25 protein-coding genes are annotated in these 26,583 nt (G+C 46.5%); 8 read left to right on the top strand and 17 right to left on the bottom strand.

Annotated elements, in window-relative coordinates; all coding sequences use genetic code 11:
- Nucleotides 1–158: 158 nt before the first annotated feature.
- The 3 genes from H6F77_RS08400 to H6F77_RS08390 all read left to right on the top strand — a co-directional run bounded on the left by H6F77_RS08400 (nucleotide 159) and on the right by H6F77_RS08390 (nucleotide 4,927).
- Nucleotides 159–2,342, top strand: coding sequence for a PAS domain S-box protein (locus tag H6F77_RS08400; RefSeq protein WP_190487246.1), 2,184 nt, complete (start codon nucleotides 159–161; stop codon nucleotides 2,340–2,342).
- A gap of 109 nt (nucleotides 2,343–2,451) precedes the next feature.
- On the top strand, nucleotides 2,452–2,919 hold the full coding sequence (locus tag H6F77_RS08395; RefSeq protein WP_375335926.1) for a response regulator: 468 nt from the start codon (nucleotides 2,452–2,454) through the stop codon (nucleotides 2,917–2,919).
- A gap of 22 nt (nucleotides 2,920–2,941) precedes the next feature.
- On the top strand, nucleotides 2,942–4,927 hold the full coding sequence (locus H6F77_RS08390; RefSeq protein ID WP_190487244.1) for a hybrid sensor histidine kinase/response regulator: 1,986 nt from the start codon (nucleotides 2,942–2,944) through the stop codon (nucleotides 4,925–4,927).
- Nucleotides 4,928–5,035: 108 nt separating this feature from the next.
- Here H6F77_RS08390 and H6F77_RS08385 read toward each other — a convergent pair whose 3' ends face one another.
- The 9 genes from H6F77_RS08385 to H6F77_RS08345 form a co-directional block, all read right to left on the bottom strand.
- Nucleotides 5,036–6,775, bottom strand: a complete 1,740-nt coding sequence (locus H6F77_RS08385; protein WP_190487242.1) for a hybrid sensor histidine kinase/response regulator — start codon at nucleotides 6,773–6,775, stop codon at nucleotides 5,036–5,038.
- 440 nt (nucleotides 6,776–7,215) lie between these two features.
- Nucleotides 7,216–8,142: a manganese catalase gene (locus H6F77_RS08380; protein ID WP_190487240.1), complete on the bottom strand. Its 927-nt coding sequence runs from the start codon at nucleotides 8,140–8,142 to the stop codon at nucleotides 7,216–7,218.
- Nucleotides 8,143–8,458: 316 nt separating this feature from the next.
- Nucleotides 8,459–8,800: a cupin domain-containing protein gene (locus H6F77_RS08375; protein WP_190487238.1), complete on the bottom strand. Its 342-nt coding sequence runs from the start codon at nucleotides 8,798–8,800 to the stop codon at nucleotides 8,459–8,461.
- Nucleotides 8,801–9,187: 387 nt separating this feature from the next.
- Nucleotides 9,188–10,357, bottom strand: a complete 1,170-nt coding sequence (locus H6F77_RS08370) for a zinc-dependent alcohol dehydrogenase (protein WP_190487236.1) — start codon at nucleotides 10,355–10,357, stop codon at nucleotides 9,188–9,190.
- A gap of 86 nt (nucleotides 10,358–10,443) precedes the next feature.
- On the bottom strand, nucleotides 10,444–11,613 hold the full coding sequence (locus H6F77_RS08365; protein WP_190487234.1) for a zinc-dependent alcohol dehydrogenase: 1,170 nt from the start codon (nucleotides 11,611–11,613) through the stop codon (nucleotides 10,444–10,446).
- Nucleotides 11,614–11,771: 158 nt separating this feature from the next.
- Nucleotides 11,772–12,500 (bottom strand): SRPBCC family protein, encoded by a 729-nt coding sequence (locus tag H6F77_RS08360; protein ID WP_190487232.1) that lies wholly within the window; start codon nucleotides 12,498–12,500, stop codon nucleotides 11,772–11,774.
- Between the two features lie 125 nt (nucleotides 12,501–12,625).
- Nucleotides 12,626–13,501, bottom strand: coding sequence for an SDR family NAD(P)-dependent oxidoreductase (locus tag H6F77_RS08355; protein WP_190487230.1), 876 nt, complete (start codon nucleotides 13,499–13,501; stop codon nucleotides 12,626–12,628).
- A 44-nt stretch (nucleotides 13,502–13,545) separates the two neighbouring features.
- Nucleotides 13,546–14,637 (bottom strand): DJ-1/PfpI/YhbO family deglycase/protease, encoded by a 1,092-nt coding sequence (locus H6F77_RS08350; RefSeq protein WP_190487228.1) that lies wholly within the window; start codon nucleotides 14,635–14,637, stop codon nucleotides 13,546–13,548.
- 50 nt (nucleotides 14,638–14,687) lie between these two features.
- The gene (locus H6F77_RS08345) at nucleotides 14,688–15,125 is read right to left on the bottom strand and encodes a DUF2267 domain-containing protein (protein WP_199321233.1); all 438 of its coding nucleotides are present in this window, start codon (nucleotides 15,123–15,125) and stop codon (nucleotides 14,688–14,690) included.
- 438 nt (nucleotides 15,126–15,563) lie between these two features.
- Here H6F77_RS08345 and H6F77_RS08340 point away from each other — a divergent pair, with 438 nt between their 5' ends.
- Nucleotides 15,564–15,977 (top strand): DUF6335 family protein, encoded by a 414-nt coding sequence (locus tag H6F77_RS08340; protein ID WP_190487226.1) that lies wholly within the window; start codon nucleotides 15,564–15,566, stop codon nucleotides 15,975–15,977.
- Nucleotides 15,978–16,043: 66 nt separating this feature from the next.
- Here H6F77_RS08340 and H6F77_RS08335 read toward each other — a convergent pair whose 3' ends face one another.
- The 6 genes from H6F77_RS08335 to H6F77_RS08310 form a co-directional block, all read right to left on the bottom strand.
- Complete coding sequence (locus tag H6F77_RS08335; RefSeq protein ID WP_190487224.1) at nucleotides 16,044–16,616, bottom strand: HD domain-containing protein; 573 nt, start codon at nucleotides 16,614–16,616, stop codon at nucleotides 16,044–16,046.
- Between the two features lie 92 nt (nucleotides 16,617–16,708).
- Entirely contained in the window at nucleotides 16,709–18,097 is a 1,389-nt protein-coding gene (locus H6F77_RS08330; protein ID WP_190487222.1) for a serine/threonine-protein kinase, read from the bottom strand.
- Nucleotides 18,098–18,263: 166 nt separating this feature from the next.
- Nucleotides 18,264–18,452 (bottom strand): hypothetical protein, encoded by a 189-nt coding sequence (locus H6F77_RS08325; RefSeq protein WP_190487220.1) that lies wholly within the window; start codon nucleotides 18,450–18,452, stop codon nucleotides 18,264–18,266.
- Entirely contained in the window at nucleotides 18,421–18,669 is a 249-nt protein-coding gene (locus H6F77_RS08320; RefSeq protein ID WP_190487518.1) for a hypothetical protein, read from the bottom strand. Before H6F77_RS08320 ends, H6F77_RS08325 begins: the two co-directional genes overlap by 32 nt.
- Before the next feature lie 92 nt (nucleotides 18,670–18,761).
- A complete protein-coding gene (locus H6F77_RS08315; RefSeq protein WP_190487218.1) occupies nucleotides 18,762–18,983 on the bottom strand; it encodes a helix-turn-helix domain-containing protein in 222 nt (73 codons plus the stop codon).
- Between the two features lie 207 nt (nucleotides 18,984–19,190).
- Nucleotides 19,191–19,412 (bottom strand): helix-turn-helix domain-containing protein, encoded by a 222-nt coding sequence (locus tag H6F77_RS08310; protein WP_190487216.1) that lies wholly within the window; start codon nucleotides 19,410–19,412, stop codon nucleotides 19,191–19,193.
- 120 nt (nucleotides 19,413–19,532) lie between these two features.
- On the opposite strand from H6F77_RS08310, the gene H6F77_RS08305 reads away from it, so the two are divergent.
- Nucleotides 19,533–19,973 (top strand): hypothetical protein, encoded by a 441-nt coding sequence (locus H6F77_RS08305; protein ID WP_190487214.1) that lies wholly within the window; start codon nucleotides 19,533–19,535, stop codon nucleotides 19,971–19,973.
- A 301-nt stretch (nucleotides 19,974–20,274) separates the two neighbouring features.
- On the top strand, nucleotides 20,275–22,065 hold the full coding sequence (gene typA / locus H6F77_RS08300; RefSeq protein ID WP_190487212.1) for a translational GTPase TypA: 1,791 nt from the start codon (nucleotides 20,275–20,277) through the stop codon (nucleotides 22,063–22,065).
- A gap of 249 nt (nucleotides 22,066–22,314) precedes the next feature.
- Here the strand turns inward: typA and H6F77_RS08295 are convergent, their stop codons facing one another.
- Nucleotides 22,315–23,259, bottom strand: a complete 945-nt coding sequence (locus H6F77_RS08295) for a S1C family serine protease (protein ID WP_190487210.1) — start codon at nucleotides 23,257–23,259, stop codon at nucleotides 22,315–22,317.
- Between the two features lie 206 nt (nucleotides 23,260–23,465).
- Nucleotides 23,466–24,683: a type IV pilus twitching motility protein PilT gene (locus H6F77_RS08290; protein ID WP_190487208.1), complete on the bottom strand. Its 1,218-nt coding sequence runs from the start codon at nucleotides 24,681–24,683 to the stop codon at nucleotides 23,466–23,468.
- A gap of 226 nt (nucleotides 24,684–24,909) precedes the next feature.
- Here H6F77_RS08290 and H6F77_RS08285 point away from each other — a divergent pair, with 226 nt between their 5' ends.
- A complete protein-coding gene (locus H6F77_RS08285; protein ID WP_190487206.1) occupies nucleotides 24,910–26,073 on the top strand; it encodes a DUF58 domain-containing protein in 1,164 nt (387 codons plus the stop codon).
- Nucleotides 26,074–26,207: 134 nt separating this feature from the next.
- Nucleotides 26,208–26,570: a ferredoxin thioredoxin reductase catalytic beta subunit gene (locus H6F77_RS08280; protein WP_190487204.1), complete on the top strand. Its 363-nt coding sequence runs from the start codon at nucleotides 26,208–26,210 to the stop codon at nucleotides 26,568–26,570.
- Nucleotides 26,571–26,583 lie beyond the last annotated feature (13 nt).

The raw sequence follows: 26,583 nt of genomic DNA, 5'->3' as shown, positions 1-26,583 counted from the left end.
GCGATCGCGCTCTAAGCAGTCTAACATCTTTCAGCCTAGAGGTTTACCCCACTTTCATATTAAATAAGTCTTAGGGTAAATGCAAAAAAATTGTCATCAGCCTTAAGGTAAAAAAGTCTTTGTAAAGGTGGGTCGATTTCCCTGATTAAGCAAGTTTCATGTTGAAATTAACACGCTCCCAGCTACAGCGCTATGGTGTCGCAGTATTAGCTGTTGTGCTATCACTGCTGCTGATGCTGCTGCTAGACCCCTGGTTTGCCATGACAAAGACGCCTTTTCTACTATTTTTTGGCGCTGTAATGGTGAGCGCCTGGTGTGGGGGTAGGGGGCCGGGACTGCTAGCCACCTTCTTGTCTGCCATAGTCAGCACATACTTTTTTATAGAGCCACTCTATTCCCTAGCTATCGATCTGAGCGACGCTGTGCGGCTGCTGCTCTTTCTGGTTCAGGGCATACTTTTCAGTGCGCTATGCGAGGCGCTACGCGCTGCAAATAGGAGGTTTGAGGCAAGCATGCTGAAGCTAAAGGCAAGCGAGAAACGCTATCGGCGCCTTGTCGATACTGCGTGCGAAGGCATCTGGGCAACAAATACTGAAGGAAGAATAGACTACGTTAATCAGCGGATGGCGGAAATGCTGGGCTACAGCGTAGAGGAAATACTTAACCGCTCTGTTTTCGAGTTTATGGATGAACAGGCGGACAGATTCCGTCGCAAGGATGGCTCGACTCTGTGGGCAAGTGTCTCTACCAATGCCATCCTTAGCGAAACGGGTGAGTTCAGCGGTACGCTGGCGATGATTATGGATGTGACTCAACGCAAGCAAGCCGAGGAAGCATTGCGAGAGAGTCAAGAACTGTTCGAGAGTTTTATGAGCAACAGCCCCACAACAGCTTTTATCAAGGATGAACAGGGGCGCTACGTCTATGTCAACAAATTAGTTGAACGTATTTTTAATAGAAAGCTAGCTGATTGGGTAGGAAAGACCGATTTCGACTTATTTCCAGCAGAGGTGGCCAAAAAGTTACATGATAACGATGCGGCTGTTCTGGCGGCAGGTAAAACATTAGAGCTGCTGGAGACTTCTCCGGAGGCAGATGGCGATCGCTATTGGATGTCATTCAAGTTCCCCCTCCAACAAGCATCTGGACGCCGACTTATCGCAGGCGTGGCAATTGATATTACAGAACGCAAGCGGCTTGAAGACGATCTGCAAAAAAAAGAAAATGAACTCCGGACGATCGCCGACGCCTTACCCGTCCTAATTGCCTCGATCGATTCCCAACAGCGCTATCGTTTTAATAACAAAGCCTACTCACAATGGTTCGGGCATTCCGCAAAAGAGGTAGAGGGAAAGCACGTTCGTGAGGTTTTGGGCGAAACTGCTTATGAAGGCATTCGCCCGTATATCGAAGCAGTATTATCAGGACAGCAAATAACTTTTGAAAGCAAAGTACCCTATAGAGATGGTGGCACGCGCTACATAAGTGCCACATACGTTCCTCAAGTGGGAAGCCAAGGGGAAATCGAGGGATATGTAGGCTTAGTCAGCGACATCAGCGATCGCAAAGCAGCCGAACAACAAATCCTTCAACTCAACGAGAGCCTTGAACAACGAGTTAAAGAGCGCACAGCACAGTTAGAAGCAGTCAACAAAGAACTTGAATCATTCTCCTACTCTGTCTCCCACGACCTGCGTGCCCCTCTGCGCCATATTAGCGGGTTCGTGGACTTACTCCTAAAACGGGTGGCGTTAACAACAACTTTAGATGAAACCAGTAACCGTTATTTGAATACCATCGCAGAAACAACTAAACAAGCAGGAATTTTGATAGATGACTTATTAGCTTTTTCCCGAATGGGTCGCGCTGAAATGTCTTGCACAAATGTAAATATGGATCAACTGGTGCAAGAAGTGAAAAGGAATATTGAGCTAGACAGCGACGGGCGCACTATTGTATGGCAAATAGAAAAATTGCCAGAAGTAAGAGGCGACCTTGCCATGTTACGCCTAGTACTGCAAAATTTGATAGCAAATGCCCTCAAATACACGCGGACGCGCGCGATCGCCGAAATTAAAATTGGCAGCACTGTTGATGAATCTGAAGTCGCTTTCTTCATCCGCGATAACGGCGTAGGATTTGATATGCGTTACGCACACAAACTATTTGGCGTATTTCAACGCTTGCACAGCGCTCGACAGTTCGAGGGTACTGGCATCGGGCTAGCCAACGTCCGGCGAATTATCACTCGTCATGGGGGTCGAACCTGGGCAGAGGGAGCGGTAGAGGGCGGCGCCACCTTCTACTTTTCCCTGCCAAAAATGTTGGAAAAGGAGGATTGAATGCAAAAATTGACCTTCAATCCTTGATAAGAATTTAAATTAGCAACTGCGATCGATACGAATGTTAATCTTAATTTTCTTACAACATTAAATCGAACTGCCAAAAGAAATGAGAATGCAGGAATTGAAACGAATTTTACTGGTGGAAGATAGCCCTAACGATGTGGAGTTAACCCTAGCAGCGCTCGCAGAAAACCATCTCGCTAACGAAGTTGTAGTAGTGCGCGATGGCGAGGAAGCGCTAGATTATCTCTATCGACGCGGAATGTTTAAGCTGCGGATGGCAGGAAATCCTGTCGTAGTACTGCTAGATTTGAAATTACCCAAAGTTGATGGTTTGGAAGTTCTGGCACAATTGAAATCCGATCCAGCCATGAAGCCAGTCCCAGTTGTAATGCTGACTTCTTCACGGGAGGAGCAAGATCTCATTAGTAGCTACAATTTAGGCGTGAATGCCTATGTGGTAAAGCCAGTACATTTCCAAGAATTTGTTAACTCTATCAAAGAAATAGGGCTTTTCTGGGCTGTCGTAAATCAGCCGCCGATTGGATCTTTGCCCTCCGCACGCAATATCTAGTAAATAAAAGGTGGGAAATGTAGTGAAAGTCCTGCGTATTCTCCTGGTCGAAGATAGCTTCCTAGATGCAGAACTCATCGGGGCAAATTTGGCGGCTGGAGATATAAACTGCGAGTTGGTGCGAGTAGAAACACGCGCTGACTTTCTGATAGCACTAGAACAACACTCGTTTGACCTAATTCTTTCAGATGTTTCTCTGCCCTCGTTCAATGGTTTTTCTGCGCTGGAAATCGCCCGCAATACTTGCCCAGAAGTGCCGTTTATTTTCGTTTCTGGTGCTTTAGGCGAGGTACTGGCGATCGAAACTTTAAAAAGCGGTGCTACAGACTACGTGCTAAAACAAGGGCTAGATCGACTTGTGCCATCAGTACATCGGGCGTTGCGCGAAGCTAAGGAACGCAGAGAGCGCAAACAGGCTGAAGCGGAAACAACTCGATTAATAGCATCTTTAAAAGAGAGCGAATCGCGGTTTAGACGCTTGGTTGAATCTAATATAATTGGCTGCATTTTCTGGGATGTCAGCGGTCAAATTACCGATGCCAACGATGCCTTTTTGCGGATGGTGGGCTACACGCAAGAAGAGTTGCAGGCTGGGAAATTGAACTGGAAAGAAATGACCCCAATTGAACAGCGGCAATGGAGCGAACAGTCGCTCGCCCAGATGAAGCAGCGTGGTTCGGCTCCTCCCCTAGAAAAAGAATATATCTGCAAAGATGGCAATCGCATCCCAGTGCTGTTGGGGGGCGTGATGTTTGAGGGATCTGTTGAGCATGGCGTTAGTTTTGTCTTAGACTTAACCGAGCGCAAGCAATTAGAAAATAGGCTAAGGCAACAGGCTGATGAATTAGCTGGGGCAAATAGGATTAAGGATGAGTTTTTAGCAGTTCTTTCTCACGAGTTGCGATCGCCCCTCAATCCCATTCTTGGTTGGACTCAATTACTCCGAAGCCGAAAGTTTGACCCAGCAACTACGGCGAAGGCAATTGAGGTAATCGAGCGCAATGCTAAGGTGCAGATACAGTTAATTGACGATCTTTTGGATGTCTCGCGGATCATTCAGGGAAAAATCAGCCTTAATGTAAGTCCTGTCAACTTAGTATCGACTATTGAGGCAGCAATTGACACGGTGCGTCTGGCGGCTGAAGCTAAGTCAATTGAAATTAAGTGTTTGGTTGATTCCACAGTTGGGCTAGTTTCGGGCGATCGCAACCGCTTGCAACAAGTAGTATGGAATCTGCTCTCAAATGCGATCAAGTTCACAACTAATGGTGGTGTTGTAGTCATTAGACTTTCACGCGATAATTCTCATGCTCAAATCCAAGTTAACGATTCGGGTAAAGGCATAAGAGCTGATTTTCTACCTTATGTTTTTGATTACTTCCGCCAAGCTGATGCCTCAACTACTAGAAAGCACGGTGGTCTTGGGCTTGGTTTAGCAATCGTGCGTCATCTGGTAGAACTGCATGGCGGTACTGTTTTTGCAGATAGTCCGGGAGAAGAGTTGGGGGCAACTTTTACCGTAAAGCTACCGCTGATGTCTATACCGACTAAAGGAAGGGACTCGAAAGAGATGTCCCAAACAGCAGAAGGCGCGATCGCAATTGATAATTATCCTCCCCTTGAGGGCTTGCGGGTGTTAATTGTTGATGATGAGGTTGATAGTCGTGAATATCTCAGTTTAGTGCTGCAAGAGTGCGGCGCTGAAGTTACAGCAGTTGCATCTGCTATCGAGGCAATTACAACACTTGAACTATTTAAGCCAGATGTATTGGTGAGCGATATTGGAATGCCAGGAGAAGATGGCTACTCGCTGATGCGTAAAGTGAGAGCGCGATCGCCGGAGCGCGGAGGGAGAATTCCGGCTGCGGCGCTGACGGCATATGCTAGAGCTGAGGATCGAACTGCTGCACTCTCAGCAGGCTTTCAAATACACATTCCTAAGCCAGTCGATCCCAGCGAGTTAGCAATAGTAGTTGCTAGCCTTGCTGGACGCAACTTCAGGAGCTAAGACGATTTTGGATTGGGAAAATTTTACGGCGTTGCTTAATTCAGGTGTAAAATCCATTTCTCTCTTCTTAAGGTGAGGGTCAAAAATGCTACCCTGATGGCTATAAATTTAGATATTTCTATTGCGTCTTGCAACAGATATTACAACCGCAACCAACTCACTAGGCTCAACTGGTTTAGCTAAATGGGATTGGAAACCTGCTGAAAGAGCTGCTTCGCGGTCTTCTCCTCTGGCATACGCTGTCAGCGCTACAGCAGGAATTTTTCCTTGTTCCGTTTCTAGCAGCCTTACGCTGCGAATTAGAGCATAGCCATCTTGCTGTGGCAAACCGATATCGCTGACGAGTACATCCGGCTTCAACTCTTCGAGTGCTGCGATCGCTTCCGGTGCTGAACTTACAGCCATCACTTCGGCTCCGCACGTTTCCAGTATCCTCACCAGAATCTCGCGCGTGTCAGCATCGTCATCAACAACAAGTATACGCAAACCATTAAGTCCTGTTCCGCAGCTGAATGGGACTTCTCCCCCAGCTGATGGTAGATTCTCGGCATCGCTTACGGGCAAACGGACAGCCATCAGCGGCAAACTCACGATAAACGTTGACCCCTGTGCTTCACCCGGACTCTCGACACGAACAGCTCCTCCGTGCAGTTCAACCAAGTGGCGCACGATCGCTAATCCGAGTCCAAGTCCGCTGTAAGATCTGCTAACCGAGTTATCAGCTTGGCGAAAGCGGTCGAAGACATAAGGTAGAAAGTCAGCCTTAATCCCCTGACCCGTATCGCTGACTATAATTTCAACTTGAGAGTTATTGTGTTGCAGGCAGACTTGAACGCTTCCGCCCTTGGGCGTGAACTTGATCGCGTTTGTCAGTAGGTTCCATACTACCTGTTGCAAGCGGTCTGGATCTCCTAAAACTGAACCTACTGTGGGGTCAATAAGTGACTGTAGTTGAATGCTTTTGGCATCAGCCGCTGGACGTACAGTATCTATAGCTGATTCAATAACTGGCAGCAGTTCCGTTGAGCGAACTTTTAGGCGGAGTTGACCTCTAATAATCCGCGAGACATCGAGAAGATCCTCAATTAGCTGTGCTTGTGCGCGTGCATTTCGTTCGATGGTTTCGATAGCACGAGCCGTAGTAGCTGCGTCAAATTTTCGAGTGCGGAGAAGACTCGTCCACCCCAGCATCGCATTCAGGGGCGATCGCAGTTCGTGAGAGAGCGTTGCCAGAAACTCGTCTTTCATCCGGTTTGCTGACTCAGCCTGGGCGCGTGCTTCCTGTTCGCTCGCTAGAAACTGGGCGCGTTCGTCTTCAGCTAGTTTGCGACTGGTCAAGTCGCGCATGATTTTCGTCAAGCCTTGCAGTTGTCCGCTCTCATCTCGCAATGCGGTGACAATACCACTACCCCAGAAACGTCTGCCGTCTTTACGGACGTGCCAGCGTTCGTTCTCAGCCCGACCTTCTGTAAGTGCCTTTATTCGTTCTTTGCGGTCATCGCCGCGCTCTATGTCTTCAGGTGTAAAAATAATTGAGCCAGATTTGCCCAGAATTTCTGCTTCCTGATAGCCTAAAATTTCTTCTGCGCCTGCGCCCCAGCGAATAATAGTTCCCTCCGGGTCGAGGAAGAAAATTGCGTAGTCCTTAACGTTTTCCAGCAACAAGAGGAAGCGTTCTTCGCTTCCTCGCAAAGCCTGCTCTGATTGCTGATATTGGATTTCTAGTTTTTCCAATGAGGCAACACGTTGGCGCAATGCCACTAATTCATCGATGAGTTCACTTTTTGTCTTATCTTCCATTCTGGGAGCGTCTCTATCGAATCTCAGCTCCGGACAGCTCTGGGACATGGTTGTTGATTAGTCTTTAAGCACTTTTCTTACAGTCCCAGCTATTAAGGTTTCTATTCACCTATCCCGGGACTGAAATTTTGAGTAATTCAGCCAATGAGTAATTTTACTGCGTAAAAATTCCCAAGGAACGCAGAGGAAACCAAAAAAATTCTAACTTTTTCTCTAAGCTGGAATATTTGAATAAAACTTGAGATTTTGTAGCTTTAAGAGAGCGATCGCACTAAAGCTACGTTAAAAGCGCAAAGCGTCCATAGCAGCGAAGGATCTAAAAGCAAAATAAAGAAAAGCTACCCTTAAATTTTTTGGCCAGTGCCTATAGATTAATTAAATCTGGAAAAGCTTAAATTTCCTGCGATCGCGATAGTAAAAATGACAAACCGACTGCATTGCAGTCGGTTTGATATATTAATCTTGCTCAGGCTTTATGACAGGCAACTTTACTCATTGTCGCCAGTAAGCATATCACCGATGCGCTCGATTAAATTCGGTTTATCAGTGGTAGGAGGTTGCGGGGTTTTAGCCGTGCCGTGCAAGCGCGGATCTGGCTGCGGTGGTTGTGGTTCTGGCCCTAACGGTTGGGGATTCGCCACATACTCAAACTCACCCTTACCATCTATCGATTTGCCCTTAGCCCAACGACCTTCGGCACTATCAGTTCCCTCAGAGTGATTCCAGAACTGATAAGAAAACTCCTGCTTCTCCAATTCTTGTGGGAAGGAAGATGGAACTGGAGTGTCTTCTAGTCCTGAATCTTGCAGATCTTCAATGGCAGCTAACCACAAATTTTGGTGCATGGTGTCGCGGGCGATCATAAAACTGAGGGTATCTTTCACCCCAGGATCGTTTGACATTTCATACATTCGCACTGCTTGCAATCTTCCCTGCGATTCAGCATGCAGATTAGAACGGAAATCTGCCAACAAATTGCCGCTGGCGACGATGAAACGACCGTTCCAAGGATAGCCAACGCTATCGCTAGCAGTAGCACCTAAACCAGATACAATTGCGTGCTGTGGGTTCATCGCCGCTGCAATCACATCTCGCGGATTTGAGCCACCCATTACTGCACCAACAATCGGATCTTTAGCGCCATCTTCTTGCATTTTTATCGGCGCTTTATCGAGCAAATGGGCAATCATTGTCGCCAGCATTTCGATATGCCCGATTTCTTCAGTACCTACATCAAGCAGCATATCCTTATACTTGGCAGGGCCGCGACAGTTCCAACCCTGAAATAAGTACTGCATCATTACGGTCATTTCACCAAAAGTACCGCCGATGAGTTCTTGAATTTTTTTGGCGTAGACTGGATCGGGACTCTCCGGGGGAGTAAAGTATTGCAGTGGCTTTTTGTGATAAAACATTGAAATTTCCTTAAATTAAATTTGGTTTTCTGAAGTTCTCAAATGTAGCAAATCTTTTTTTTTCATTTGAGTAATCTTCATCCTCTTCCTAGCTAACTGTTTAAATCAAGAACATACCTCAGCCTGTAGTAGGAGTGCTTTCAACCTATATTTTGTGCCTATTGACTTAGGGAACGGTATCTATTTGCTGATGAAATAGTAAATTTTTAGATTCTAGATATAGCTGCCGCGATCGCCCTAATAAAAAACCCCGTTTTATTTAATAAAACGGGGTTTTCAAGTATTATTGCTTACAGCCTAGTTTGAAAACGGCAGCTTAATTCTCGTCGCGTCCGTGAACTTGGGCGGGTGGAGATGTTGCCTCAACTGCCGTAAAAGTTTCCAGGATTTTGTATGTGTGAGATGCGCCTTTTGGTACTGTCCAAGAGTTGCCAGGTTCTAGCAAAATTACTTGACCCTCACTGTGCAACTCGGCACGACCTTTGATAACGTAACCAACAGTTTCATAATCCCGCGCTGCTGGTTCTTTAGGTTCGTCTGGTTCCTCGTCTTCCCAAAGGCGCATGGAAACAGTTTTCCCTGACGCGAGATACTTCTGACCCAATTCACCCTTGGGAGAATGGTTAGAATCTACTTTCATTACAGTTGTATCAGCCATATTTGTCTCCTTTTGCATTTATTAGTAGGTCAACTTTTAGATTGCAAATTCAATCGAAAATAGTTGACCGTTTCAGTATCAACCTTGATGCAGTCGTTTTGTTTGTGCTTAAACATCTCGTAGGCTTGCAGCACGTATTCTAGACTTAGGGAGTGAGTGATATACATACTCACTTTGCAACCAAGTTCGACCACTTTCCTTATGAAATCTTGACCGATAATGTCAACAGGTTTCGTTATGGGAACGAAGCCATTATAGACATATTGGATCGGGAACCGTTTCCCCGTATCACCCGTTATTGCCAAACCAGCAAACTGCTTTCATATCGATTTGGCATTTTGTAATAGTAGCCCGGCACTGCCGGGCTACCTTGTTGATAGGTTAACTTTAGGGTTTAAGAACAACCTTAATGCAGTTTTCCTTTTTGTTCTTAAAAATCTCGTAACCGTGCGGTGCTTCTTCCAAGCTGAGTTTGTGAGTAATCACAAAGGAAGGATCGATTTCACCGTTTTGAATGCGATCGAGTAACGGTTGCAAGTATCGATGAACGTGCGTTTGTCCCATCTTGAATGTCAAGCCTTTATTAAAAGCTGCACCCATAGGAATCTTATCCAGGAAGCCACCATAAACACCCGCTAAAGATACATGACCGCCTTTACCACAAGCAACCATTAATTGCCGCAATGCTGTAGGTCTGTCTGTTTCTAAACGCACTGCTTGCTTTACCTTGTCGTAAAACGCCATAGCATCCGTGCCGTGCGCTTCCATTCCGACTGCATCAAGACAAGAATCTGGCCCGCGTCCGCCAGTCATTTCTTTGAGTGCTTCACCAACCTCAATTTCTTCATAGTTGAGGACTTCCGCGCCGCATTGTTCCTTAGCCATTTGCAAGCGTTCGGGAATGCGATCGATAGCAATAACGCGGTGTGCGCCTAGCATGAATGCACTCTTAATAGCGAACTGTCCTACTGGCCCGCAACCCCAAACTGCTACTGTATCGCCGGGTTTAATATTGCAGTTTTCTGCTGCCATATATCCGGTGGGAAAAATGTCAGTTAGAAACAATACTTGATCGTCTGTCAATCCATCTGGAATTTTGAACAAACCGACATCTGCAAATGGTACGCGGGCATATTCTGCTTGACCGCCTGCGTAACCGCCGAACAAGTGGGAGTAACCAAACAACCCTGATGGTGAATGACCGTAAAGTTTTTCAGCCATCCAACCGTTGGGGTTGGAGTTATCGCATAGCGACCATAAATCGCGATTGCAGAAGAAGCAACTACCGCAAGAAATTGTGAAGGGAACGACAACGCGATCGCCCACTTTTACATTCTTAACTGAACTGCCTAATTCAACAACTTCACCCATGAATTCATGGCCGAGGATATCGCCTGATTGCATTGAGGGGATGAAGCCATCGTAAATATGCAAATCCGAGCCACAAATTGCCGTTGAAGTAATTTTGATAATTGCATCGCGGGGGTTGAGTATTTTTGGATCTGGTACTGTATCAACCCGTACATCATTCGCCCCATGCCAGCAAAGTGCTCTCATTAAATTGTTCTCCTTAAGTTTAGTTGCTAATTCCGTCCAAAACAGCCCCTGCGGAGTTTCTCCTCAAGGGCAAAATCTAAAATGCATCATGGTTTGAGTACAACTTTGATGCATTTATCTTGTTTTTGTTGAAAAATTTTGTACCCGTGCGCGGCTTCTTCTAAGGGTAATTGATGAGTAACAACCTGCGAGGGATCGAGTTTTCCATCCAAAACTAAATCCAGCAACTTGTGCATATATTTCTGCCCGTGCATTTGACCCATTCTGAATGTCAACCCTTTATTAAAGGCTGCACCAAAAGGCATTTTGTCAACAAAGCCGCTGTAAACGCCCATGATAGAAAGCGTGCCACCTTTGCGACAAGCAACCATCATTTGCCGCAGTACGTGGGGACGGTCTGTTTCTAAGCGCAATTTCTGCTTTGTTTGGTCATACATATCTTCCAAACCAACGCCGTGCGCTTCTAAACCGACTGCATCAATACACGCATCTGGCCCTCTTCCGCCCGTCATTTCTTTAAGCGCTTCGCCTGCATCAACTTCTTCGTAGTTAATAACTTCGGCTTTAGCAAATTCCTTAGCTAATTGCAGACGTTCTGGGAAGCGATCGATTGCTATAACTTTTTCAGCACCCATCATATAGGCGCTAATCATCGCAAATTGACCGACCGCACCGCAGCCCCAAACTGCTACGGTATCGCCTGGTTGAATATCGCATAATTCCGCGCCCATGTAACCAGTGGGGATGGCATCGGAGATGAATAAAAGCTTTTCGTCGGGCAAGTCTTTGGGGACTTTGACAACACCAACATCGGCAAAAGGTACGCGCACATATTCAGCTTGAGCGCCTGCATAACCGCCGAATGCGTGAGAGTAACCGTAAATTGCTGATGTAGGAAACCCGAACAATGCTTCTTGTATGAAAGCGTTGGGGTTAGCGTTATCGCACAGCGACCACATAGCGCGGGAGCAGTAGTTGCAATGACCGCAGCCGATTGTGGAAGGAACTACTACGCGATCGCCTACTTGTAAATTCTTTACTTTGCTACCAACTTCGACAATTTCCCCCATGAATTCGTGACCGATAATATCACCAGGCTGCGTTGTAGGGATGTAGCCGCCGTAAATATGTAAGTCAGAACCACAAATTGCCGTTGATGTAATTTTAAGAATGGCATCGCGGGGGTTGAGTATTTTCGGATCTGGAACCGTTTCTACCCTCACATCGTTAGCGCCGTGCCAGCAAACTGCTTTCATCTCGATTTTGTATTTTAGATTTTGGATTTTGGATTATAAAGTTTTTGCTTTAAGCCGCCAGATAACGCTCCCCCAACACTCAACATTCCCAGGCTGCGCCTGGGAACGAGAGGGGGTTTAAAGCGGATCTGTTACTAACTTAAAGCGAAATGGAATTGTTACTTTCGACCGGAGGGTTGCCCTTCTGTTGTGGCAATTTCCCCAGCTTCCATGAGCATTTTGAAGCGGCGCAGATCGTCTCCAAGTTGCTGTTCTGGTTCTTCGCCGAAGAGTTTGGCGATCGCTGCTGTTACTGCACCGCCAGGGGGGTTATATTCGATGACAACTTTTACTTCAGTACCGCGATCTGCGGGTGCTGGTGTAAAGCGCACAAAACCTGAGTTATCAACATCTGCGCCTTCAACTGAAGCCCACGCAATCAATTTGTTTGGTTGGTCGTTAATGATGTCAGCATCCCACTCGACGCTAGCACCCATCGGCGCAGTTGCAACCCAGTGCGATCGCTTCTGATCGTAAACTTTCACCGATTTGAGATGCTTCATAAATGTGGGCAAGTTCTCAAAGTCGTGCCAGAAGTTATAAAGTTCTTCTGGCGACTTGTTAATCGTTAATGTTTTTTCAACTTTGATACTTTGGTTCATGCCCGCTTTGTCCTGTATTGTGCCCTTTATAGTTTCAGGTAAACTTTTTTCTCCAGTCGCACCGTGATATGCTAAACCTCCGCCTGCAAGCGCGGTTAAAGCACCACGAAGAGAGCCGCGAGATAAACCATAAAGCACCATTGCGCCGCCACCAATTAACGACGCCCAACGTTCGGCATCGCTGACATTGCTACTTCCGCTTTGACTGGGTTGATTGCTACTTTTATCCTGTGGTGTTGATGTCATATCGATTTTGGATTCTGAATTTTGGATTTGTATGATTGGCGCTGTTCGGCAAAGTAGATTTTTATTAATCCCAACTCTGACCAACAAGCGATCGCGTTAATAGGCAGTTTTAGGCTAATTTCGCCTTAGCGAATTGTTTGAAAATCTTTGTTCTCTAACCCTTCCTGAGCATGATCTAGACGCAATTCCCCCTGCGGTTCATTACGGAGATTCTGCGGTGTTTCTTCGCCTACTGCTCCTTTAGCAACCGTAACACCTCCATCAGCTAGCCACAATGCACCAGTGACATAACTAGCTTCATCGGAGGCAATAAATGCATAAACATTTGCCATTTCTTCCGGCGTACCGCGTCGCGCCATTGGAGTAGCATTAATCAGCATTTTCTCCATTTTGGAATCCATTGGCCCCGTTTCTTTATGCGTCCAAGCGGTATCAATTGGACCGGGACAAACGCAGTTAGCGCGGATACCATATTTTGCTTGCTCGACAGCAACTCCTTTCATAAAGGAATGCATCCAGCCTTTTGTTCCGCCGTAGGGTGAGTTCTGAGAAAGTCCGTTAAAACCAGCTTCTGAGCCAGCAGAAACAATATTACCGCGTGTTTGTTGCAGGTAAGGCAGGGCGTATTTGGTCATCAAAAACGCAGAACGGATGTTCATCCGAATTGTTTGATCGAATACGTCTATCGGATAGTCCTGAGTTTCCGCAGTCGCCAGGAAAACACCCGCATTATTTACTAAGATGTCCAGCCGTCCAAAGTAGTCAATGGCAACTTTTATACAAGCTTGAGCGTGTGTTTCTTCTGACACATCACCCCCGTAAGCCATAGCATGGCCGCCATATTGCTTAATCGCTTCTGCTACCTTATTTATGGGATCGTCGGGCAGACCGCTGACAATAACAGTAGCGCCTTCTTTAGCAAATTTGTGCGCGATCGCTTCTCCAATTCCCGTGCCAGCACCAGTGATAATGGCAACTTTTCCTTCCAATCTTCTACTCATCTTTAAACCTCATATTATTAGCCCGGTAATACCGGGCTACAAACTTACATTTTCACAGCAGGAGCAGATGTTGGTTTGGCAGGTTTTGCTCCTAACCGCGCCTTATAAAGGTGCGCTAGACACTGTTCGTACTTGCACAGATCGATTTCAATCTCACTGAAAATTGCAGTCGCTACTGGATCTGTGAATTTATTCCGCAGGTTATTCACGTCTACAATACCCGTCTGTAAATCGCCTAGCGTGCTACGCATTAGGAATGTTTCATCAGTTCCCTGTAGCGAATTTTTTAGCTTGGCATATTTATCAGCATTTTGGGCGGGTATGGATGGTTGTTCGCCTAAAGAGTTAAGCCGCGATTCCAACTTGAGGATGTGCTGCTCTTTGTTGGTAATCATGTCTTGGAGAAAAGATTTCAACTCCGCATCTGTTGTTTTTTCAGCATAGCTGGTAAATGCTTCTCGCGAATATCTTTCACCAGCAAGTGCAGTGTTTAAACCTTTAACAATGTCCCCCTTTGTTGACCCACCCCAAGTATTAGCTAGCTTCCACCATTCAGCACTAACATCGCTCTCATGGGGCATTTCAACTTCTTTCCCACCATAACCGAGACGGCTGAGAATTGCTGTAGTGAAAATTGCTAAATCTCCAGGCTGACGGGAAGTTATCAGGTTGCCATCAACTACTAATGGCTCATCTATATAGTTAGCGCCAGCATTTATAATGTCCTTGCGAATTGATATAAATCCTGTGGCTTGTTTGCCCCTTAGCAAATCGCCTTCAATTAAAACTTGCGGGCCGTGACAAACAGCAGCAACGATTTTTCCTTGCTCCATTGCTTCTTGTACGAAACGCACTGTATTTGGGTTAGTCCGCATCATGTCTGGAGCATAGCCACCTGGGATAATAACAGCATCGAAATCAGAAGCGATCGCTTCTGTTGTCGTGCCATCGGCTTTCATTGCCACTTTGCCCTGTTTGCCCGCATAGTTTTCATTCGTGCGAGAACCGAGTACAACTACCTCAATTCCGGCCATTTGTAGCCCTTTATAAGGTACTTGAAACTCATCATCTTCAACGCCGTTCTCGATGAGAATGGCTACTCTTTTTTTTGTGTCTTGATTGTTAGATTGTGCCATTATTTTTCCTCTTAATCAACTTTTTTAAAATATGTTTTTCCTATTCAGCTTTAAACTTTGCTCAAAGCTGCGAACATATCGGCGTAATCCTCTGAAAAATTAGCCTTAAAATCGACAAACTTCCCTGGCGTAATTGCTTGTTGCAGAACTCTGAATACAGCCGGAATATGAATTTTTTCTTTCTCACTTACGCGCTTAACTAACTCTTCGAGAGAAAAGAATTTACCGTTTTCGCCCTCTCGTCCGTGCAAATACTGTTTCAGTTCTGCTAGCAGTTGTGAAGCTAAGTCTTTGGCTTCGTCTCCAACTATGCGGTCTCTAATTGTTTCCAAGGTGGCTATCGTGGCGCACTCCGCCTCCTCACGATAAGTCCGCTGGGCAACTGTCCGAACGTGTTTTATGAACTGATCGTATTTCAATCTATCTGTCCCTCCTAAAACGGCCTGCATTGGTTCTACAAACACGCAACAATCTACCTGCTTCGTCATCAAACCCCATTAGGAAACGGCTTGGTGTCCAAATAGTTGACACAGGGGTTAGCTGTAAACGAACCTTTACAGACTTAAGGCGCGATCGCTGCTGTTGATGCCTGCTTTTTTGTGTATCGCGCAATATTTGGCAATCACTAGCAGACGCACAAATAGCCTCTTAACATAAGACTATGCATTCGCTCCAAGGGTCTGCTTTCACCCACAGACAGAGATATTGATAGCTATACTTACCTCCAAAGTTATAGCTGTAATTCACTCTAAAGGCTATAAGAAGATTAAAAATAGTGAAGTAAAATAAAGTCGCAATTAATAATGCCTGATTAAATGAGAAAATTGCTTGAATAACCCCAGCCTTTTCCACCTATTTGAGGATTTCTCATTACTTCCCAATTAGATACTTTGCATATGTGGAAATACTAATAGGGATTAACCATTATGGCCGCTAAACCAGATCAACAAACTAAAAAGCAAGCCGACGAACTTAACCAGGAGGCTCCGCCGCAGGAAAATACTGCTGTTGAAACTGGTGTCCCTAAAGCGCCGCAAAATAATCGGGATTCCAAGATGTTGCGGGATGAATTGGAGCTATACACATCCACCAGTCCTTCACTTACTGGCGGCGATCTTGATGCAGCTTGGGAACAAGCAGATGCGGTTGGGGATGAAGCAGTTGGTGGAACCGTTGCGACTCCCGATCAAAACGTAACTGAAGAATTGGAAAAAGCTGTGGGGTTGGAAATGGACGATCGCGCCTTTCTTCGCACCAATGAAATCTTAGAACAGCGTGACGATAGCCGCTGGGAATTAGATCCTACGTCGTCTGAAGATTATAGCGATCGCAGGGAATAGTATCCCTAGCGGTAGTGTCATTATGTTTTAAGCATTAATGACACTACAATCTTTATTTGTTAGTTATTAATGGCGATCGCTGCTTAATTTTTCTACTTCTACCACCACCCGCTCTAATTCTTCAACTAGAGGCGTAGAACCCGCTATGCGAAATGCCTCTACCATAGCGCGATAATACCAAAGCGTTCCTTCTTTCCCTCCTTTGAAGCGTTCCCAAAGTGAATCGCCCAAGATACGATAATCATTAAGAATTGAACGGGCGTTGTGCAATTTATCGGCACACGAAACAAGACGTACTGAAGCTGAAGCAGTCGGAATGTGTGCGATATAAGTTTCTTTGCGCTGTCGCCAAGGTGGTTTTGGTGTAATGTCCGTATCGGTGCAGCCATCGACAATTTCTGTCACTACATCGCCAAATCTGCGGCAAATTTCTTCTCTTGTTGCTGCACCGCCTTGGTCTTCAATGGCATCATGAAGTAGAGCAGCGATCGCCTCATCTTCATTTGCTCCATGTTCCAGCGCTATACTAGCCACTCCTAACAAATGAGATATATAAGGAACTCCCGAACCCTTACGAATTTGCTTCGCGTGTAGTTCGGTTGCATAAGTAAGCGCTTCAGTAAACCGTTGTGTCAGCATAATAGGAAATCAGGGATGGAAACCGGGTAATTATTAATCGCGAAGTGTTGCTAACAATAGCGGAGCAATCTCTATTACCTATTACCAAAAACCTATAAATCTTGTCGCGAAAGTAGAAAACCGCTACCAGTAACAAAGCATCCCCAAACACCTCCGGAACCGCCAACCCGCCAACCGGGAAGATGTCCTGGGGGAGCATAAGATGTGAAAGTTAGCTCGTTCCACCACAGCCAATTTCCTTTAAATCGCCAGCCGACGCGATCGCCAAATAAAACATAATCTTTTCCACACGCTTCATAGATGCATTTTTGTACGCTAAAGCCATAGCGTCCGTTGCTATATTTCACCCACAAGCGATCGATCGTGCTTAAATCTTCAGCAGGAAAATTCTCCATGTGTTCGCAATCTAGCCAGCCTGCTTTTTCCCTCCTGGCTACTTTCAGCATGACAGCAGCAGTTTCTAAATCTGCTTCTTCCCACTTGCCAGCTGCTAGTAAATCTTGCAGTGTAGAGTAATCTATCCCTACCTCTGAATTAAGATCGTCAGCGTTAACTTTTTTAGTGACAACTGTTGGGGGGAAACAAGTAATTTGCGTCGTTGGTGGTGGTTCAATAGTTGGTAGAGGTAAAGTATCGCCTTCTTCTTCAAGGCTGCTTGCTTCTAATTCTAATAATTGCAACCATTCTTGTACTGACTGAGGGCGATTCTCGGCTTCAAACTCCATGCCTTTGAGAATTGCCTGATTTACGCGATCGCTAATATTAGGATTGATTTTATTCGGTGCATCAAGCTGAACTTTAGCAGCTCTCGCAAATGCAGGAGTCGGCACTTTTCTTGTTAGCAAATGATACAGTGTTGCTGCTAGCGCATACACATCTGTATATTCTCCCCGCTTCGCTTCTTCTGCATACTGTTCGATGGGTGCAAAGCCGTGCGTTAGTGCTTGGGTGTGAAGCTGGGTAAGATCCGGAATAAACTCCCGTGCAATACCAAAATCAATCAAAACTGCTTCTGATTTATCCAATCGCACCAGGATGTTGTGCGGTTTGACATCTCGATGCAGCAAGCCTTTATCGTGTACTATTGTCAGCGCTTCGCCAATCTGATGTATGTAGTGTAATGCTTCTAATTCTGTCAGCACGCCCAACTTGTTAACGCGCTTCCATAAATCTTCGCCTTCAATATATTCCATCGCCATGCAGGGTAGCGAGCCTACATGGAATGCGTTGTCAATCTGCACGATATGGGGGTGTCTGCACAAGGCTAGACGTAACGCCTCATCTCGGAAATCTTGCTGAAATTTCTCCCGAAACGATGACATTTCTGGATTGTCCAGCACTTCGTCTTTCAGTGTCTTGATGACAACTCGATTGCCTTTTCTATCCCTGGCTAGATAGGTGATGCCAACACCACCAACGCCTAGAGGCGTTTCAATGATGTACCTACCACCGTGTAAATTTTGCCCAGTTTCCCAAGCCATTGTTCGCGAATTTGAGAGGCTAGCGTTAATTGTGCCACAGTCTGAAGGAAGCAACTTGGGTATGCCCAGCGCGATCGCATTTTAGCCCCAAATCTCAGCGGCGATCGCTGCTGAGGGCACAATTATCTCCGACATCGCTACTAAAATCTTATTGATGTCCATCCCCTCAAGCAAGTTTTAAATTGTAGATATCTTCCTCGCGATCGTTCCACTCCTGAAATCCTGTCTCTGCTAGTTGCATCATTCTAGCTGTCTCAACTCTTTCTTCAATATCTGCCATTAGCGCAACAATTTCCGAGACTGCCAGATAGAAGATGGCGGCTTTAATTTCTTCTATGCTTGGATTCAATGTCATAATACTTGTTTCTAAAGAGGCTTAAGTTTATTTTGGTTATAGCCTGAAAAATAACTAAAATTAATGCTTCTTTGGCTTTTTGACGAGCTATTGGTTCTGTAGAGAGGGCGGTAGCGAAGCGATAGGCGATAGCCATCTCTCTCCATTTTTCCCGATAAACTGGAATCAACGCTTCTTGTTCGGGAGTAAGTTCGGTAATAATTTTAGCGTGCGACATACTTGCATTCAGTACAATAATTCCTGATGCTTAACTGAATTTTTATACAGTCTGAAATACTCCCCGCTTCAGGCGCGATCGCCGACTAATTTCTACTCTTCCACCGCTTCTAACAAATCTTCAATTAACACATCAAACGTGCGAGCTAACTTGCGTAGCGCTGCTAAGTCAGCCATCACCATTCCCTGTGAAACTGCATAAGTTTTTATCGTGCTGTACGACACCCCGGAACGTTCTGAAAGCTCCTTTAGCGTCCAGCCTTCTTTAGCGGCAAACTCTCTAATCCGCAATTTTACTAATTCCGATCTTGACATAGAGTTTAAATTTAAACTAAAATATTTTAGATATTGAAAAGCGATCGCCCTTCAGTTTAGCAGACCAGTGGACGAACGCTTAGTAAAACAAAAGTCCCATAAAGTGGGATGCACCTACTATGTTACCAAAATTTATCTATCAATCAAGGGTACTGCGGGAGCTGGCGATTTTCCTAACTACCTGAGCGATCGCCATTATGCATGCTGTTACTCCCTAATAACTTCAACCAAGTCTTCAATTAATACATCAAACGCACGAGCCAACTTGCATAATGCACTAACATCAGCCATCGCCATTCCCGAAGAAACTGCGTAAGTTTTCACCGTGCCGTAGGGGACTCCTGAACGATCGGAAACTTCCTTAAGCGTCCACCCCTCTTTAGCGGCAAACTCTTTAATTCGCAACCTGACCAATCCGCCTCTTGACATACAGTTGATATAACAACTAATCTAGTATATAAGTTAAAAAGCGATCGCCCAACGGCGTGGAAAACTGTAGGGCGATCGCTTAGTAAAACAAAAAGTCCCATAAAGTGGGATGCACCTACTATGTTACCAAAATTTATCTATGAATCGGAAGTACTGCCCGAACTGTCGAGGTTTGTTACAGCTGACGCGATCGCTTTACACCTGAAGGTAAAGATAGAACAGATTCGGGAAATACGCTTCTGGCGTTACGTGCTGTTAGTTGTAGCAGAAGGACTAACTACATTTGTCAGCTACGCCGACATTCCACCAATATTAGAAGTAGCGCCCCCCAAAGGTAAAGATATGGTTGCGTGGCGCAAGCGCTGGAAACAGAACGGACACAAAGCGCCAGAATTTTGGGTAGGGTTCTATGCTTTGATGTTTAGGCGATCGCGCACCATAGAAGAAATGTACAGATGGAAAGGACTGGTAACGGCGATCAAATTTGGGCTATCCAACACATGCCTACAAAGACTAGCTAGCTTTTATGCAGCCGAGAAATACGCATTTGCACATTTTTAAACTCAGCAGCATTAAGCATCCCAGACTGCTGAATTTTATAGCTTAAGATTCTCAGCCCAAGAGTAGCAATTCCGCCACCATAAAAGAACGCGAACTACTATGGTGAATTTTTCGTAGACATGATGCTAGTTGCTAGCAAAGCTAAAATTTATTTTTTAGCATGCGATCGCGATCGTTATCTGCCCCAAGAGCGTTGATAATAAGCTAAAATTATTAAGGATTCTTTACAGACTTAAGACTCTGGCAAAAATTCTGTTATTGAATCCCCCCACCCAGTATAAAAACTCAGACCTCAGTCTTTATGTCCCTCCCGATCCGCAACGTTGCGATTATTGCCCACGTCGATCACGGTAAAACCACCCTCGTTGATGCCCTTCTCAAACAATCCGGCATCTTCCGCGAAGGGGAAGAAGTTCCAGATTGCGTTATGGACTCCAACGCCATTGAGCGGGAGCGGGGCATTACAATTCTGTCTAAAAACACAGCCGTTCGCTACAAAGAAACGCTGGTAAATATTGTAGATACCCCCGGACACGCCGATTTTGGCGGCGAAGTCGAACGGGTGTTGGGCATGGTTGATGGCTGTCTGCTAATTGTAGATGCCAACGAAGGCCCCATGCCTCAGACGCGATTTGTGCTGAAAAAAGCCCTAGAAAAGGGATTGCGTCCTATCGTAGTCGTCAATAAAATCGACCGTCCCCAAGCAGAACCCTACAAGGCTATAGATAAAGTCTTGGATCTGTTCCTAGAACTAGGCGCAGACGAAGATCAGTGCGACTTTCCCTATTTATTTGCCTCCGGTTTAGCAGGTTATGCTAAAGCAGAATTGGAGGGTGAGGCGACAGATATGCAGCCTCTGTTTGAGGCAATTCTCCGCCACGTACCACCACCAGTCGGCGACCCCAACAAGCCGCTGCAACTGCAAGTCACAACCTTGGATTATTCTGAGTACGTGGGGCGGATTGTAATTGGTAGAATCCACAACGGCACTATCAAAGCTGGGCAACAAGCTGCTTTGGTGACTGAAAGCGGCGCGATTGTTAAGACCAAAGTTAGTAAGTTGATGGGCTTTGAAGGCCTGAAGCGCATTGAGTTGCAAGAAGCTTCGGCGGGGAATATTGTGGCAGTAGCGGGCTTTGCTGATGCCAACATTGGCGAGACGATTACTTGTCCAGATGAACCCCAAGCATTGCCGCTGATTAAAGTGGATGAACCCACTTTGCAGATGACCTTCAGCGTCAACGATTCGCCATTTTGCGGACAGGAAGGGACATTGGTTACTTCCAGACAAGTGCGCGATCGCTTGTTCCGCGAACTAGAAACCAACGTCGCCTTGCGCGTCGAAGAAACCGACTCCCCCGATAAATTCCTCGTCTCAGGACGCGGTGAATTGCACCTGGGTATCCTAATTGAAAACATGCGCCGCGAAGGCTATGAGTTTCAGGTATCTCAGCCACAAGTTATCTACCGCGAAGTCAGCGGTCAACCCTGCGAACCCTTCGAGTGCTTGGTACTCGATGTTCCCCAAGATGCAGCAGGTAGCTGTATCGAACGTTTGGGGCAGCGCAAAGGCGAAATGCAGGATATGCTAATTGGCAGCAACGGTCGCACCCAGTTAGAATTTGTAATTCCGGCGCGTGGCTTGGTGGGATTCCGGGGTGAATTCATGCGACTGACAAGGGGCGACGGGATTATGAACCACAGCTTCCTCGACTATCGCCCCCTCAGCGGAGATATTTCAGCGCGTCGCAACGGTGTGTTGATTTCCTTTGAAGAGGGAGTCGCTACCTACTACGCACTCCAAAATGCTGAAGACCGGGGTGTATTCTTTATTACCCCTGGTACGAAGATTTACAGGGGGATGATTGTGGGCGAAAACAACCGTCCTCAAGACTTGGAACTCAACCTCTGCAAGGCCAAACAGCTGACAAACCACCGCGCCTCTGGCGGTGAAGAGTTGGTGCAGTTGCAAGCCCCAGTAGATATGAGTTTGGAGCGTGCTTTGGAATACATCGGCCCCGATGAATTGGTGGAAGTTACGCCTAAGTCAATTCGTCTGCGGAAAGTCACGAAGAAGCTAGCCAAGCGTTAAACCCGTGCATCGCGCAGGTTGAAACTTGTATATTAAAAAAGCCCGCATATGCGGGCTTTTTTATTTGAGTATGGCAAATTAAATATCAAATTATATTTGGCTCCGCTGTTCGCAAAATTTAAGCACTTCCAGGCTTAAGGGCACATCAAAGCGCTGCTAATTATTGCGGCTAAAAACGGCTACAAATTCTTTTTTTTGACTTTTGCCTTTATCCTTTGCCTGCTGGGACGCTCCACGCTTTTGCTAGTTTTAAAACCGCACGCGAACATTTCCTAAGCGGCGATTTCGAGCCACAGTAAAAATAGCTGAACTCGGACGTGTTTCCAAAAACGCCTGCAATTGGTCAACACTTGTTAGACGCCGACCATTGATAGCTACTAGCTGATCTCCGGGTCGAAATCCCAAGTTCGCAGCAATTGAACCTGGTTCTATGTTTACAATCACCATGCTCCCAGAATCAACACTAACCCCCAAGCGTGGCCCCGAAGGCGCTCGACGCATAGCTATTGAATCGGGGATTTTTCGGTTACGGTTTTGTTGAATAAAATCTCTAGCAATAACCGCACTTGTAGCAAACCCAATCCCAATATTTCCCTGTCCTCCAGCGCTTAAAATAGCCTTGTTTACGCCAATCAATTCCCCGCGTGAATTTAATAGCGGACCGCCCGAATTACCTGGATTGATTGCTGCATCCGTTTGCAAATCTCCATTGCGACCGACGCGACTAAGAATGCCTGTGGTAAACGTTCCCGACAATCCGAAGGGACTGCCAATAGCATAAACCCGTTGGCCTACCTGAATGCCAGCCGAATTTGCCAGACGCACGGTAGGAAAACGCTCTTGCGTTGCCATTCGCACCAGAGCCAAATCATTATTCGGATCAGCCCCTATTACCTGGCCTGCGTAACGTTTGCCATTGCTTGTTCTTACGGCAACTTGACCGCCTCTAGCTGCCCGAACAACGTGGAAATTAGTTATAACAAGCCCTTCAGGGCTAATAATACTGCCAGAACCTATACCTTCACCTACGCTAATGGTGACAACAGCAGGGCTAACGATTTTGTAGACATCGATGCCTATCTGTTCTTCACCCCTAAATTGGGCGAGTGCAGGTTTAATAGGAACGCTGACTGCCAGAGGAACGCACATCAAACAAGTAGAAAAAGCAGACACCAGCAAGCGTTCAAGTCTCATAAGAGGAGAAACTCAAGTCGTCTAACTTAGAACTTACTTTCTATTCTGACGCAGCCTCGTGAGGTGCGTTCCTACATAAAGAAAATGGGGACTGGAAGTATTTCCTAATCCCCGTTATGTTTAGTCCTTAGAGGGAGGGTTGAGTTGCACTATTTCTATGCCTAATTAGCAACTCTTGACCATTGATGAACAACGAGCAATTGATATTACATCATCCAGTCCCGCGCCGAGCCAGCGGCGTCAATTCCTCCGGTGCGAATGCGGCGATCCAGGTCGCTTGGATCGAGGGATGCTTTTTCAGCTTCCTCAATGGTGATCCTACCAGCGAGCAGTAGTTCGTACAGCGCTTGGTTCATAATCTGCATGCCCTCGTGGGTGTCGCTTTCCATCATCCGGAATGCTTCATCCTCGTTACCCTTGAGCAAGTACTCGCGCATAGCAGGTGTATTAACTAAGATGTCATGGACTGCTACGCGCCGACTATCCGTAGTTGGTAGCAGCAGTTGTGCAACTACAGCCACTAGGGAATCGGTGATCTGTATCCGCATGACGTCTTGTTCGTCTGCGCTGTACATATTCAACAAGCGGTTTATTGAGTTGATGGCGCTACGGGTGTGTAGAGTACCTAAAACCAAGTGTCCGGTTTGGGCGGCTTGCAGGGCTGTATTAATGGTGATGCGATCGCGCATTTCCCCAATCAGAATTACGTCAGGATCTTCCCGCAACACTGCCCGTAGCGCATCATGAAATTCCCGCGTGTGCAAACCTACTTCCCGCTGGCTAACCAAGCATTGTTGCGAGCTGTGAACGAATTCAATCGGGTCTTCAATCGTAACGATGTGCTTTGATACGTTCTCGTTTAGATGACGAATCATCGCTGCCATCGTCGTTGATTTACCCGAACCCGTTGGACCTGTGACTAAAATTAGTCCTTGGGGCTTGCTAATAATTTCTTTTAGCACTTGCGGTAACGCCAAATCATCAATACTAGGGATGTTCAGGCTGATCAACCGCAGCACCATCGCGCCGCCCGTCAGGGAGTCAAAACAATTCACCCGGCAACGCACGAAGCCGGGATAAAATATCGCCGTATCCAGTTCCTTGGTTTCTGCAAAGTTTTTTCTTTGAATTGGCGTCAGAATCTCGTGCAAATAATATTCAAAGATTTCTGGCGTGGTTTTCGGCTGACTTTCAGCCGTTGTCATCTGACCCCGAATCCGAAACCTGGGAACCTGTCCAACTCGAATATGAATGTCAGATGCCTTTGCAGTAAAGGCATCTTTAACCATCTGCTTAATCGAAGTTGCGGGGGTGGCAGTTGGTTGTTGCCTTTGCTGCGCTTGCGGCGGCGGGGGCGGCATTGGCGGTCTATTAGAAGGATGAGCCTGAGCCTGAAGCGGTGTGGCGGCGTTTATTTTATCCATTTTGTCCCTCTTTTCCTAAACCCCTGGTTAACTGCAACGGATGGCTATTCAGTAATGAATTAGTAATAACACAGTCTACTTGCCCGGATGATGAAAAGTTTGTCTAGAATCATGCGTGAATTCACTTGATTTTAACAATAACTATCCGTTGATAGAATTGCTCATGGTTTGGCGGGGGTAGTTTTGTTAAGGTGCTGAAGGGTATACAGGGGTACTATCAAGTTTTATGAGCATCTTTAATCGCATTGCTGATTGGCTAGAAACTCGCGCTTGTACGCCAGCATACGCGGGCTGGCTTTTAGGAGCGATCGCCGTATGTTTTATTGCAGCCGCAGTTAATACAATGGTTGGCTGGCTCTATGCCCTCGGCGGCATCACTTTTGCCCTTCTAGGAATTGCAGCGGTTCTGCCAGTTCGCAGCCTCCGCAACCTCACGGTACGCCGTCACTCCATCCTACCCGTCACCGCAGGCGACAAGCTGACCGTTGAAATCGAAATCGAAAATTCCACCAACCAGCCCAAAACCCTGCTGCAAATACAAGATGTCCTGCCCTACGTCTTGGGCAAACCCGTGCAAACGGCTATAGAAAACATCCCCCCCTATAGCACCCATAACTGGGTATACGAGCAACCGACCGAGCGGCGGGGTATTTACCGATGGCACGCAGTTCAGGTGAGAACAGCCGCACCTGTAGGATTGTTCTGGTGTCGGCGGAGTCGCGAAGTACCAGCCACAGCAATTGTCTATCCCACAGTTTTACCCCTTAGCCACTGCCCCATAGTGGATGAAATCGGGCGAGAAGATAGCGCCCAATTTTCCAGCCGCGATCGCCAGTCCCAAGCAGCAACCGTTGGCCTCACCAAAGCACTTCGCCCCTACCGTATAGGGGATCCTACACGTTTAATCCACTGGCGCACCAGCGCTCGCTACGGCGAACTAAAAGTACGCGAGTTAGAAGTCTTCACCAGCGGTCAAGAAATTATCATCTGTCTCGACAGCGCTGCTATCTGGCCTACGGAGGATTTTGAACAAGCCGTAATTGCCGCAGCCTCTATGTACTTCTATGCTTGTCGGCAGCAGTTAAACGTTAAACTATGGACAGCTTCCACAGGGTTATTGCAGGGCAACCGTGTCGTCTTAGAAACCTTAGCAGCGACACGCGCCGGAGAAGAAGGCTCTGCCGGAGCTACTCCAAACCTACCTTTAATCTGGCTAACTCAAAATCCTGGTAGTTTAAACTCCCTACCCACAGGTAGTCGCTGGATGCTATGGCCTCAAGCTTTGCCTGATGAATCAGCCAAACTTGTAAATCAATACTCCTCTGGCCTTGTCATCAAGACTGAACAGCCGCTTCAGCTTCAACTACAATCCCGCGGGAGTGGGATATAATTTCTAGCTTATATCTTGTGTCTCCGGCATCTTGTCCAGCTACTTCCCTGGCGCCGATCCCAGATGATTACAATCGGGAAAAGCCTTGAGTTAAAATGCATAAACACGTTTTCAAGTCCCTATAGCCAGCCCCCATGAACCCAACAGAGACAGAAAATAAATCCAGCGAGAAAAATTTAGAGGCGATGCGGCAGTTTTCCCAAACTTACGCCAAACGCACCGGAACCTACTTCTGCGTCGATCCTTCCGTAACAGCGGTCGTAATTGAAGGACTAGCCAAGCACAAAGATGACCTTGGCGCACCCTTGTGTCCCTGTCGCCACTACGAAGATAAAGAAGCAGAAGTTGCTGCTGCCTTCTGGAACTGTCCTTGCGTACCCATGCGCGAGCGTAAGGAGTGCCACTGCATGCTATTTTTGACACCAGATAATGATTTTGCTGGCCAACAACAGGACATTTCCATCGAAGAAATTAAATCAGTTCGAGATAGCCTGTAGAGATTATTAACTT

Origin of the sequence: Microcoleus sp. FACHB-831 (assembly GCF_014695585.1) — a bacterium.
Taxonomy (GTDB): domain Bacteria; phylum Cyanobacteriota; class Cyanobacteriia; order Cyanobacteriales; family FACHB-T130; genus FACHB-831.
This window is presented reverse-complemented; position numbering and strand designations above follow the sequence as displayed.